Origin of the sequence: Bradyrhizobium sp. JYMT SZCCT0428, assembly GCF_018131075.1 — a bacterium.
Classification (GTDB): Bacteria; Pseudomonadota; Alphaproteobacteria; order Rhizobiales; family Xanthobacteraceae; genus Bradyrhizobium.
Window position 1 is genome coordinate 1 of sequence record NZ_JAFCLS010000039.1, and the last position, 11,756, is coordinate 11,756.

At 63.8% G+C, this 11,756-nt stretch carries 9 protein-coding genes; 4 read left to right on the plus strand and 5 right to left on the minus strand.

Going from position 1 to position 11,756, the window contains the following annotated elements; translation table 11 throughout:
* Nucleotides 1–567: 567 nt before the first annotated feature.
* The 4 genes from JQ575_RS31485 to JQ575_RS31500 form a co-directional block, all read right to left on the minus strand.
* On the minus strand, nucleotides 568–2,787 hold the full coding sequence (locus JQ575_RS31485) for a bifunctional diguanylate cyclase/phosphodiesterase (RefSeq protein WP_212037071.1): 2,220 nt from the start codon (nucleotides 2,785–2,787) through the stop codon (nucleotides 568–570).
* A 342-nt stretch (nucleotides 2,788–3,129) separates the two neighbouring features.
* On the minus strand, nucleotides 3,130–5,247 hold the full coding sequence (locus JQ575_RS31490) for a methyl-accepting chemotaxis protein (protein WP_249167023.1): 2,118 nt from the start codon (nucleotides 5,245–5,247) through the stop codon (nucleotides 3,130–3,132).
* An 84-nt stretch (nucleotides 5,248–5,331) separates the two neighbouring features.
* Nucleotides 5,332–6,507, minus strand: a complete 1,176-nt coding sequence (locus tag JQ575_RS31495; RefSeq protein ID WP_212037072.1) for an ABC transporter substrate-binding protein — start codon at nucleotides 6,505–6,507, stop codon at nucleotides 5,332–5,334.
* Between the two features lie 306 nt (nucleotides 6,508–6,813).
* Nucleotides 6,814–8,025 carry an FAD-dependent monooxygenase gene (locus tag JQ575_RS31500; RefSeq protein ID WP_212037073.1) on the minus strand — a complete coding sequence of 404 codons (1,212 nt, stop codon included), beginning with the start codon at nucleotides 8,023–8,025 and terminating at the stop codon, nucleotides 6,814–6,816.
* A gap of 137 nt (nucleotides 8,026–8,162) precedes the next feature.
* Between JQ575_RS31500 and JQ575_RS31505 the strand changes: the two genes are divergently transcribed.
* Nucleotides 8,163–9,161, plus strand: a complete 999-nt coding sequence (locus JQ575_RS31505; protein WP_212037074.1) for a tripartite tricarboxylate transporter substrate binding protein — start codon at nucleotides 8,163–8,165, stop codon at nucleotides 9,159–9,161.
* Nucleotides 9,162–9,202: 41 nt separating this feature from the next.
* Here the strand turns inward: JQ575_RS31505 and JQ575_RS31510 are convergent, their stop codons facing one another.
* Nucleotides 9,203–9,637, minus strand: a complete 435-nt coding sequence (locus JQ575_RS31510) for a L,D-transpeptidase (RefSeq protein ID WP_212037075.1) — start codon at nucleotides 9,635–9,637, stop codon at nucleotides 9,203–9,205.
* A gap of 243 nt (nucleotides 9,638–9,880) precedes the next feature.
* On the opposite strand from JQ575_RS31510, the gene mepA reads away from it, so the two are divergent.
* The 3 genes from mepA (at nucleotide 9,881) to JQ575_RS31525 (ending at nucleotide 11,699) form a co-directional block, all read left to right on the plus strand.
* Nucleotides 9,881–10,828, plus strand: a complete 948-nt coding sequence (mepA, locus tag JQ575_RS31515; protein ID WP_212037076.1) for a penicillin-insensitive murein endopeptidase — start codon at nucleotides 9,881–9,883, stop codon at nucleotides 10,826–10,828.
* Nucleotides 10,829–10,984: 156 nt separating this feature from the next.
* A complete protein-coding gene (locus tag JQ575_RS31520; protein WP_212037077.1) occupies nucleotides 10,985–11,194 on the plus strand; it encodes a molybdopterin-binding protein in 210 nt (69 codons plus the stop codon).
* A gap of 1 nt (nucleotide 11,195) precedes the next feature.
* Nucleotides 11,196–11,699 (plus strand): hypothetical protein, encoded by a 504-nt coding sequence (locus JQ575_RS31525; protein ID WP_212037078.1) that lies wholly within the window; start codon nucleotides 11,196–11,198, stop codon nucleotides 11,697–11,699.
* Nucleotides 11,700–11,756: the final 57 nt, after the last annotated feature.

Below are 11,756 nucleotides of genomic sequence, written 5' to 3' on the forward strand. Positions count from 1 at the left end.
CCGGCCTTCCCTGCGCAATGGCTTTACGGCTTATGCCGTGATCTCCCCGGAGACGAGTTCTTGGTTGACTCCGTCGCTGCCGGTTCCGCTTGCGCTTCTCCGGCAACTTGACACCTGCAACGGGTGCCAGGACCACACGGTTTTGCCGTACGCTAATCCGCGCCATCGTCTCAGCGCAAACCAGCGTCCACCGCAACCCGTCCAACGTCCGTGACGACGGCCGACGCCCTCTGAGTAGGACGGGATGGGCAAAGATATGCACCTGATTTGCCATTCTGGTAAACAGAAATATTTTTTACTTCAGGGCTTGACACGACTTCCGTAAATCAGAACTGATTTGCCCGTCGGGTCGTTTTGTCGCGGCTTTTGTGTTCAGCGAGAAGCGAACCGCGCGAAAGGTCGGCTCCCTCCCCCCTTGCGGGGTCGAGACGAGCGAAGCTCGCTCTTAGGGCTGGGGAGAGGGGTAAGCCACGGGCGCTGCCGTTGCCGCCACCCCTCTCCCTAACCCTCCCCCGCAAGGGGGGAGGGAACGCACTTGCTGCGCGGAAGCAGAGTCGTACTCAGGAGTTACGCCACCAGCGCCGTATCCCCGCCGGCTTCCTCGCCGCGCTGCGCCTTCAGCAGGCTGACGATCTCGGCATTGGGGCGGGCGCGGCTGAACAGGAAACCCTGGCCTTCGTGGCAGCCTTCATTGCGCAGGCAGCTCAGTTCGGCTTCGGTCTCGACGCCTTCGGCGGTGATGGTGACGCCGAGGCCCTTACCGAGGCTGATGATCGAACGCACGATCGCCTGGGCGTCGCGGTTGGAGCCGACATCGCGCACGAACGACTGGTCGATCTTGATCTTGTCGAACGGAAAGCTGCGGAGATAGCTGAGGCTGGAATAGCCGGTGCCGAAATCGTCCATCGAGATGCGGACGCCAAGCGAGCGCAGCGCATGCAGCGTCGCCAGCACCTGGCTGCTCTTTTCCAGCACCAGCGTCTCGGTGATCTCGAGTTCGAGCCGCGTGGCGGCGAGACCCGTCTGCTTCAGCGTTTCCATCACGATCGACAGCAGATTGCCGACGCGGAACTGCAGCGGCGACAGGTTGACCGCGACGCGGACGTCGTCGGGCCATTGCGCCGCATCCATGCAGGCGCGGCGCAGCATCAAGCCGCCGACGGCGTTGATCAGGCCGGTCTCTTCGGCAACGGGGATGAACTCGCCGGGCGAGACCATGCCGCGTTCGGGATGCGGCCAGCGCACCAGCGCCTCGAAGCCGGTGACGCGCCCGGTCGAAAGGTCGACCAGCGGCTGATAATGCGGCCGCAGCAGATCGTTCTCGATCGCGTGGCGCAGTTCGATCTCGATCTTGCGGCGGGACTGGGCGCGGGCGTCCATTTCGGCCTCGAAGAAGCTGAACGTGCCGCGGAACTCGTTCTTGGCGCGCGCCAGCGCCATGTCGGCGTTCTTCAGCAATCTCTCGGACTCGTCGCCGTCGCCCGGCGACATCGCGATGCCGATGCTGGCGCCGATCACCACCGAATGGCCGTCGAGCAGATAGGGGTCGCCGATCGCCTCCAGCAGGCGCCTGGCCAGCAGCACGGCGTCTTCGGGGCGCGTCACCCCGCTCTGGACGATCGCGAACTCGTCGGAGTTGAGCCGCGCCAGCACGTCTTCCTCGCGCAGCGTCGATCGCAGACGCTTGGCGACGCCGCGCAGCAGCTTGTCACCGATGCCATGGCCGAGCGTGTCGTTGACCGCCTTGAAATTGTCGAGGCCGAGCACCAGCACCGCCACCTTCTCGGCGCTGCGCCGCGTATGCAACATCAGATCGTCCATCTGCTGACGCAGCAGGGTGCGGTTCGGCAATCCGGTCAGACCGTCGTGCTGGGCCATGAAGGCCAGCCGCGCTTCGGCACGTTTTCGTTCGGTGATGTCCATCAGCGCCAGCAGGATGGCTGGCTGGCCGCCGTAGACGAGCTGGCGCGAGTAGATCGCCAGATCAATCAGCGCGCCGTCGGCCCTGACATGCTTCCAGGTCCGGGCCGCCTGTTCGTCGCTGCTGCGGTCGCCCGCCCATGGCAATTCCGGATCGAACGCCTGCAGACTGCGGATCGTCAGTCGTTCGAACTCGCTGCGGCTATAGCCATAGTGCTGGAGCGCGGCGTCGTTGACGCCGAGAATGCGCTCGCCATCCAGCGAACAAACGATCATCGGCACCGGGTTGCTGTCGAACAGCAGGCGGAATGACGCCTCGCGCTGTTTCAACTCGGTAATGTCGACACGCAGACCGATGACGCCGCCGTCTTCGGTCAAACGCTCGTCGATCAGGATCACGCGGCCATCGGCCAGCGTCTGCTCGTGACGATCGCCGGGCTGGTAAAGCCTGGTCAGACGCTCGGCGAGCCATTCCTCCTCGCGGCCAATCGCTTCCGGATAATCGCCGCGCTCGACGCCGACGCGGATGGTGTCCGCCAGCCGCGCGCCCGGTTTGAACAGATCCGAGCTGCGGTCGTATATCTCCGCATATTTCTTGTTCCAGAGAATGTAGCGGCCTTCGGCGTCGAGGAACACGATGCCCTGGGGCAGGATGTCGATCGCCTCGCGCAGCCGCTCATGCGACTTGCGCGCGTCCGCAATCGCGGCCTCCGCCTCGGCGCGCGTGCGCAGGATTTCGTTCCGCTCGGCGGGACCATGGCGGCGATTACCTGAAAGCTTTGGGCTGGGTTTTACCGGTCGACCGAACAGGCGAGCAATCGAGGTCCGCTTTGGTTTCTTGATTGTCTTTGGCCTTATCTTCGGCATTGCTGCGTCTCACCCGCCTTCTGCGTGCAATGTTCTCCGATAAGTGTCTGAAAAAATGGTATCTCTTGCCGGTTCGAAGCGCCCCGCGCCCGGCTCTCCGGTGCCCGCTAAAAAGGCTGCTTCACGCTATGCGTGTGTTGCTGCAACAGGCGCGCGCCACCAAACGCAAATGCACACGCGGAATCTCATCCAGCGCACGAAGAACAAGCAACACGCATTCGGATTGTACACGGAATGCGAGAAATCTCGCGCCGGCGCATCAATATGCGCCAATGGTCGACAGGGTTATTGAAGCGTTAAGCCGGCGCTGGTCGCCGCACCGTGCAAGCCGTCCAAAAAGCTTTAGGCCGCGCGCACCGTGTCGAGGAATTTGCCGACTTCCAGCCGGAGGCGGTTGCTTTCGCCGGACAACGACTGAGCCGAGGAAAGCACCTGCGCGGAAGCGGAGCCGGTCCGGCGGGCGCCCTGGTTCACATCGACGATGTTGGTGGCGACATCGGAGGTGCCCACTGCAGCCTGCTCGACATTGCGCGCGATCTCCTGCGTGGCGCCGCCTTGCTGTTCCACGGAGGTCGAGATCGTCGCCGCGATCTGCGAGATCCGGCCGATGGTGGCGCCGATCTGCTTGATCGCCAGCACCGATTCCTGGGTCGCCACCTGCATCCCGGCAATCTGGCTGCTGATTTCCTTTGTTGCATTGGCGGTCTGCGCGGCGAGCGCTTTCACTTCCTGGGCGACCACCGCAAAGCCCCGTCCCGAATCGCCCGCGCGTGCCGCCTCGATGGTGGCGTTCAGCGCCAGGAGATTGGTCTGTTCGGCGATGGTGGTGATCAGATTGACGACGTCGCCGATCCGCAAGGCTGCCTTCGACAGCTCGTTGATGCGGGCGTCGGTCATCTCAGCCTGATTGACGGCTTCGCCGGCGATCCGGTTCGACTCCTGGACCTGCCGGCTGATTTCGGCAACCGAGGCGGTCATTTCTTCCGTCGCGGCGGCGACCGATCTGACGTTTGAGGAGGCCTCCTCGGACGCCGCCTCTACCCTGCCGGAGAGCTGCTGCGTCTCTTCGGCGGTCCGGCTCAGACTGGTCGCCGAGGCTTCCAGTTCCGTTGAGGCCGAGGATACGGTCTGCACGATCTCGCCGACCGCGGCCTCGAACTCGGCCGCGAGTTTCTGCATCTCCGCCTTGCGCTGGGCATGCGCTTGCTTTTCGGTTTCCGAACGTTCCGCGCGCAGCCGGTTCGATTCCAGCATGTTGTCCTTGAAGACCTGCAGCGCGCCCGCCATGTCGGCGATTTCGTCCGAGCCGCCGGTCGAGATGTTGGTCGCCAGATCACCCGCGGCAATCGACTTCATGCTGTTCTGCAGATGCACCAGACGGCGCACGACGCCGCGTCCGACATAGTACCAGCCGATGACCAGCGCCGTTAAGAGGCTGACGAGCGCAAGACTGATCAGGATGATGCGTCCCTGCCCGATCTCCGATTCCGATTCACGGACCGCGGTGGCTGCGCCCGCTTCGCTGCGCTTTCGCAGGCTGGCGACTTCCTTCTCGAACTCCTGGGCGAGCGTGCGGTTCTCCGTCACCACATTGGCGCCGGCCTTCGCGGCCACCAGTTCGCGTTGCTTGAGCTCGAAAATGTTGCCGGCGTCCTTGCCGGTCTTGACCAGCTCGTCGACCAGTTTCGACGCCTCGGGATTCTTGAAGGCCGCGGCTGCCTTGCCAAGGCGGCCCGCGGTCGCCGTGAAGCGGTCCTTGACCGGCGGCAGCAGGTCGGCGGATGGCAGGTCGGCGGCCTCCACCAGGATTCCCAGTATCAAATTGGATTCCGCGCGCAACTCCAGAATGGCTTGCAGCGACGCCAGTTCATTGTCGGCCAGCGCCGACAGCGTCTTCTGAACGACTTCCAGATCCTTGTTGTCGGCCGCGGTCTGCAGGCCCATCGTCAGGCTGAACCCGGCGTCATCGGCCATCGGCGACAGTTTTTCGGCAAGCTTCTGATGCGATTTGCGCAGGCTCGCGACCAGCGCGTCGCGCGAGGCGGCAATGGTCTGGCGTTCGGTGACGGATTGCACCAGCCGGTCGAGATTGACCAGGATGCGATCGGCGGTCTTGCTGACTTTGGCGACGTCATCGGGAGCGAGCGCGCCGATGCTCTGCTTGAGCTCCTGACGCGCGGCCGTCAAAATCTTGGAGGCGTGATCGCGCTCGGCCTGATCGGCCGCGGCGAGAAGGCGCGGTGCCGCGGCGGCGACATCGCCGGCGGCCCTGGCGACCTCGGAGGCCCGCGTGATCTCGGGCAGGCTCTTCTCGGAGATCGCGCCCAGCGAACGCCCGAGGCTGTCGTAGGAGATGATCGCGCTGCCGCTCGCGAGCACGGTGAGAGCGGCGACGACGCCAAAGGCCATAAACAAGCGACCGCGAAGGCCGAGGCGATACCACGACATGCCAGCGTTCATCGCAAAACTCCAAATAACAAATAACAACGGCAAAATAGCGCCGCGAGCAACGGGGCGTTACCCGGTGCTCGCGGCTTGTTGTGCTTACGATCCGGTCTTCTCAAGCCGATCGACCGCCTTGAAGCTGCCGTCCGCCTGGATCACGGTCAGGAACACTTCATTCGAACCGCGGTTGCTGGTGGGGCTGTAGGAGAGCTTGAAGCCGCCGAGATCGAGGCTGCCGGCTTTTTGCACGGCGTCGATCATGGCCTGGCGGGTGGGCTCGCCATCAACCTTCTCGAGCGCTGCGGCAATCGCACGGCCGACGAGGTAACCCTCGAGCGAAACGAAGCCGGGCTGGGCGTCGGGCGCGCTGGCCTTGAGTGAAGCATGGTAGCGCCCGACCACCGGGATCGCCGCATCCTTCGGGAACGGAACGACCTGCGTGATCACGACGCCGGTGCCGGCGGCGCCAAGTTCCTTTGCCAGCGCATCGGACCCGACAAAGGAGATGTTCACGAACGTGGCGTCGAGCTTGATCTGCTTGGCCAGCTTGATGAACTCAGCCGCGGGCTTGTAGGGGCTGATCATGATCACGGCCTGGGGCTCGGCCTTCTTGATGGCCAGCAGCGCGGCTTTCACGGCCACGGTGTTGCGCTCGAAGGTGCCTTCGCCGGCAAGCTGCATCTGCCGCTTTTCGAGCGCCTTCTTGACGCCGGCAAGGCCGGCCTGACCGAAAGCGTCGTCCTGGTACATGATCGCGATCCTGGTCGCGCCGAGGTCCTTGGTCACGCGTTCGACCATGGCTTCGGTTTCCTGGAAGTAGCTGGCGCGAATGTTCATCACCAGCGGCTTGTGCGGCTCGCGCAGGAATTCAGCGCCGGTGAAGGCACCGATGAAGGGCGCGCCTGCCGCCGTTGCGATCGGCTGGGTGGCGGCGGAGGTCGGGGTGCCAACCGCGCCGACGAGCGCGAACACCTTGTCTTCCTCCAGCAGCTTCTTGGCCGCCTCGATCGACTTGGTCGGCTCATAGCCGTCGTCGACGCTCTTGAGCTCGAGCTTGCGGCCCTTGACGCCGCCGGCCTTGTTGATCTCGGCGAAGGCTGCTTCCAGCCCGATCTTCATGCCCTGACCCAGGGCCGAGGCCGGACCGTCAAGCGCCGCGGCTTGACCGAACACGATCTTGTCAGCCGACACACCGTTTTCGGCGGATGCGGGAATGCTCGTCGCGAGGAGAACAGCCGACGCAGCAAGGAAGGCGTTGAACGGAGTAGCTCGCATATGAATTGTCCTTTGGCGGGTGTAATGGTCGAACGGATCTGCTGGCCCGCGTCATCGTTGGCATGACGACACAGCAACACTGCGTTGCGATTGTGGGCCAGATAGCTTCAGAACAGATTAATGATTTGAGCGGTGCGTATTTGTACGGTTGCTGAATCGAGGCGAGGTTCACGGCCGGGTTGCACCTGTCGCCGCATAAGGCGATCGACCAACTACCCACGAAATACCCAAGGCCGAATCGCCACTTGCGCGGATCGGCGACAAGTGTCCGAAATTCTTGCCGTGACCGGCAAGGTTATCGAAGGGTTAAGATGCCGGTGAGGCGCCAGCGATTGGCGTCAGCGCGCTTGCTGCGGCTTCCGCTTCCGGCACGACATCATGATCGTAGAGCTGCCTGCGAAACGCCGCATGCGCTGTGATCTCGGCGTCGCGTACGCCGAGATCAGCGTAGGAGGAGTTGTAGCGCATGCCGTTCTCGCGTGCGCCGCGCTGCACCGCCGCCACCCGCTCGCGCCGCAGGCGCTCATAGGCCAGCAGCGCCGCCGGGACGTTGATGGGCTCGGCACGCGCCAGAATTGTCGCCAGCGCCATGCCGTCCTCGATCGACTGGTTGGCGCCCTGCCCGAGATGCGGCAGCATCGGGTGCGCGGCGTCGCCGAGCAGCGTCAGCCGCCCCTTGGTCCAGGCCGGCAACGGCTCGCGGTCGTACAGCGCCCAGCGGAATGTCTTTTGAACCTGGCTGAGCAGCGTCCCGATCCGCGGGTCCCAGCCCTCGAACTCGCGGCGGAGCATGTCAGGGTCACCCGGCGCCGACCACGATTCCTTCATCTCCGCGTCGGCCGGCACGAAGCCGACATAGTTGATCAGTTCGCCTGATCGCACCGGAAAGGTGAGAAAGTGTTTTGCCTTGCCGAGCCACATCAACCAGCGATCGGCCGGCCAGTGCGGAATGAGGTGATGTGGAAGCACGCCGCGATAGGCGACGGATCCATGAAACACCGGGCGCGACGGCGGCGCGGCGTAGTGCCGGAGATCGGAGTGGATGCCATCCGCCGCGATGACGATGTCGCCTTCGACAGTTGCGCCGTTGGCGAACGATACACGCGCGACGTCGCCGGCTTGCTCAAGACCGACGCCGCGATGTCCGGTATGCACGATGCCTTGCGGCAGCGCGGCCGCCAGCAGTTCGACCATGTCGGCACGGTGCATGCCGAATGTCGCGTTCCATCCGGAAGAGTCGGTCACCTGAACCGGGGCGATGGGCGCTCCGTCATGACGGAAATAATGCGAACCGGAGCCGACCCTGGCGCCGAACTTCTCCACCGATGGCCCGAGGCCCACCCGTTGCAGCTGGCGCACGCTGTTTGGCGTCAGAAACACGCCTGCCCCGATTTCACCGAGCGCGGACGCCTGCTCGTAGACGGAGACATCGAAGTCGCGGGCGATCAGCGCGTTCGCCGCGAACAATCCGCCAATCCCACCGCCAGCGATGACAACCCTGAGCCGTTTCCGTTGCATCGTGTTATCCTTCGGCTCCGAAACCGAAAAAGCTTCGGAAGCCTGCACGTTCAGGCTATCCTCCCTTGCAGGAAACACCAAGCGCCATCGCCGGCAGCGCAGACCGGCGGAAGAGAAGCGACAGCGGAGCATTTTCAATGCACGGCTTTACGGCTCTCGCCCCGAACGGCCGGCATTTGGCGGTGCTGCCATTGCTGCTGGCCTTGTCCGCGCACTCTCACTCGCCGGCATCGGCTGCAGATTATCCGGATCGCGCTGTGAAGATCGTCGTGCCCTTTCCCGCCGGAGGGACCGCTGACGCCGTTCCCCGGATTGTCGGGGAATGGCTGTCACGAAAATGGGGCCAGCCGGTCGTGATCGAGAACCGAACGGGTGCGGCCGGAAACATCGGCTCCGAAACCGCCTATCGTTCGGCGCCGGATGGCTACACGCTGCTCTCGTCACCACCGCCACCGCTGGTGATCAACCAAAACCTGTACCCGAAACTCGGCTTCGATCCGACCAGGTTCGAGCCTGTCATCGTGATGGCGCAGGTGCCAAACGCACTGATTGTCAATCCGGACAAGGTCAAGGCGTCGAACGTGACCGAGTTGATCGAATATCTGCGCAACAATCCCGACAAACTCACCTGCGCCACGCAAGGCAACGGCACGACCTCGCATCTGACGTCCGAACTGTTTCAACTCATGACCAAGGTGAAATTGCGCCATATTCCCTATCGTGGTTCGGCGCCGGCATTGCAGGGCCTGCTCGCCGGCGACGTCGACGTGATGTTCGACAATCTCGGCGTCTCGCTGCCGCTGGTGCAGGCCGGCAAGCTGAAATTGCTGGCGGTCGCCTCGCCCGCCCGCTTGCCGGCGCTGCCCGACGTGCCGACGATCGCCGAAACGCTGCCCGGTTTCGAGGCGGTCGCCTGGTATGGCATCGTGGCGCCGCCGGACACCCCGAAGAACATCACCGACAAGATCAATGCCGACGTGAACGAGGTATTGCGTCAGCCCGAAGTACAGGAACAGTTGCGGAAATTGTCCGCCGATATTTTCGGCGGATCCATCGACAAGACATCCAAATACATGCGGGAGGAAGTCGATCGATGGGCCGCGGTGATCAAGTCGGCCAACATCCAGCTGCAATAAGACATCAAACGAGTGGCACGCTGGTGGCCCAGGTCACGCCGCTAGTTGATTTGAATCCGAGTATTGCGTTGGCCGTTACGCTGCACCAGCGCGAACAGCGCCGCCGCATGCGACGGGTGCAGCCTGACGCAGCCATGCGAGGCGCGGCCGCCGAGCCGCCTGATGTCCGTGGTGCCGTGAATGGCAAATCCGTGATGGAAGAAGATCGCGTGCGGCATCGGCGAATTATAGTATTTGCGCGAGAAATAACTTCGATGCATCGATTGCGGACGGAATACGCCGCTCGGCGTGCCATAGCCGCTGCGGCCGGTCGAGACCGGCCAGCTGTACCGCGTCGCGCCGTCGATGCTGACGGCCATGCGCTGCGATGATTTATCGATCTGGACCACGACCGCGGCGCGTGCCGGGCTCAGTGCCAATGCCGACATGAAAATCGCGGCCGCAAATGACAGCCGCATACCCAACCGAAATTTCATAATGACGCCCTGCCGCCAAAAACAGCTCTCTAATGGCGGCATGATGTGTTTTGGAAACGCGCCCTTGTAAAGAGCGGCGGCCCCGCCGGGCGCAAGGGGTCCGAAATTAATCTTAACCCGGGGCAACCGGGATAGCGTGGAATTGCCGCGTGCAGATGCTGGGGGAGATCAAACAATTGCGATCAGCGCGGTTGTCCCGCGCTGCCGATTCCATGTTACGTCTTGGGCAGCTAGAGTGATCCGATGACACCCCGCCTGATTCTGATCCCGCTCCTGGTCCTGATCGGTCTTGCCAATGCCACCATGGCATGGGCGCAGGACAAGGGCAGCGTTGACCCCAAGCCGCTGCCGCCGCTGGCCAACCCCAACGACCCCAACATCGCCGCCAAGGAATTGTTCGGCCGCAAGCTGCTGCCGGCGGCGACGCCGACGCGGGTGCTCGGTTTTTACGCCCATGGCTGCATCGCGGGCGCGGAGGGACTGCCGATCAACGGCGACACCTGGCAGGTGATGCGGCTGTCGCGCAACCGCTACTGGGGGCATCCCGACATAGTCGCGCTGGTGAAGCGGCTGGCCAACAAGGCGCACAGGGACGCCGGCTGGCCCGGCATTCTGGTCGGCGACATGTCGCAGCCGCGCGGCGGCCCGATGTTGACAGGCCATGCCAGCCATCAGGTAGGGCTCGATGCCGACATCTGGCTGACGCCGATGCCGAACCGACGGTTGTCGCGCAACGAACGCGAGGAAATATCGGCGGTCATGATGGTGCGCTCCGACCGGCTCGACATCGATCCCAAAGTGTTCACGCCGAGCCATCTGGTGGTGATCCGCGCTGCCGCGCAAGAGCCGACGGTGCAGCGCATCTTCGTCAATGCCGCGATCAAGAAGGCGCTGTGCCGCGAGGCCAAGGGCGATCGCAGCTGGCTGCACAAGGTGCGGCCGATGTACGGCCACGATTATCACTTCCACATCCGCATCAAATGCCCGCCCGGCGCCGGCGAATGCGAGAGCCAGCCCGATCCGACCGAGGGCGAAGGCTGCAGCGCCGGCGACCTCGCCTTCTGGTTCAAGGACTCGGTCCTCCATCCGAAACCGCCGCTCATCCCGCCGAAACCAAAACCGCCGATGACGATGGCGCAGCTCCCCCCGGCCTGCAAGGCGGTGCTGACCGCACCGGATGCAAAGCAATAGCCGGCATTTCATTCTCGTCCGCAATGCGCTAGTGTTGCAGCGCCTCGCGCCGTAAGCGCGGGCAGATTTCCTGGGACGACGGTCCTTCGCTTCACATCTCAACCGATAACTTGTGCGCGGCCTAGCTGCGCGCGGCATCATTTCGTGAGGACCGTCATGCGCATCAGTGCACGCAACCAGATCAAGGGCACCGTCGTCGAAGTCAGGAAAGGCGCGACCACCTCGCATGTCCGCGTCGATATCGGAGGTGGCCAGATCATCACCTCCTCGATCACCAACGAAGCCGTCGATGACCTCGGCATCAAGACGGGCGGCAAGGCCATCGTTGTGATCAAGGCCTCGGACGTCATGATCGCGGTGGACTGACATGCGCGCTATCCTGCTGGTGGCGCTGCTGATCGGCGCCGCGCCCGCTCTTGCCGCCGAAGAGCCGAGCGGCTGCGACAAGTTCAAATGGCCGATCGAGCGCGAACGCGCGATGCTGACCGCGCCGGATCGCGCCAGGTTTGCGTCGGGCGGTGAACTCGGGACATTGCCGTCAACGGGCCTGACACTCGCCATGGTCGCGCCCGCGGAAGCCAGGCTGCCGACGCCGCCGGAGCGCGCGCCCAAGGAAGGCACCTTTGCCGGCTTCGTCAGCGTGAAGGCGCCGCCGAAGGCGGGCCTCTACAGCATCAGCCTGTCCTCGGGCGGCTGGGTCGATGTGGTACAAAACGGCAGCTTCCTGAAACCGAAGGCGCACAGCGGCGCCACCGATTGCGACGGCATCCGCAAGACCATGAAATTCGAGCTGTCGGCGAACCCGTTCGTGGTGCAGGTCAGCGGGACCAGGGAGAACTCGATCTCGATCGCGATCCTGCCGACCGAATAGGCCGAGCTGTGAGACGAGAAGTCCCCTTGGGTCTCTTTACCCGGCCTGCCAGCCTGC

What these genes read in the sequence shown, in the direction of transcription:
- JQ575_RS31485 (WP_212037071.1), bottom strand. Translation starts at nt 2,787, where the DNA reads ATGCCGAAGATAAGGCCAAAGACAATCAAGAAACCAAAGCGGACCTCG.
- JQ575_RS31490 (WP_249167023.1), bottom strand. Translation starts at nt 5,247, where the DNA reads ATGAACGCTGGCATGTCGTGGTATCGCCTCGGCCTTCGCGGTCGCTTG.
- JQ575_RS31495 (WP_212037072.1), bottom strand. Translation starts at nt 6,507, where the DNA reads ATGCGAGCTACTCCGTTCAACGCCTTCCTTGCTGCGTCGGCTGTTCTC.
- JQ575_RS31500 (WP_212037073.1), bottom strand. Translation starts at nt 8,025, where the DNA reads ATGCAACGGAAACGGCTCAGGGTTGTCATCGCTGGCGGTGGGATTGGC.
- JQ575_RS31505 (WP_212037074.1), top strand. Translation starts at nt 8,163, where the DNA reads ATGCACGGCTTTACGGCTCTCGCCCCGAACGGCCGGCATTTGGCGGTG.
- JQ575_RS31510 (WP_212037075.1), bottom strand. Translation starts at nt 9,637, where the DNA reads ATGAAATTTCGGTTGGGTATGCGGCTGTCATTTGCGGCCGCGATTTTC.
- mepA (WP_212037076.1), top strand. Translation starts at nt 9,881, where the DNA reads ATGACACCCCGCCTGATTCTGATCCCGCTCCTGGTCCTGATCGGTCTT.
- JQ575_RS31520 (WP_212037077.1), top strand. Translation starts at nt 10,985, where the DNA reads ATGCGCATCAGTGCACGCAACCAGATCAAGGGCACCGTCGTCGAAGTC.
- JQ575_RS31525 (WP_212037078.1), top strand. Translation starts at nt 11,196, where the DNA reads ATGCGCGCTATCCTGCTGGTGGCGCTGCTGATCGGCGCCGCGCCCGCT.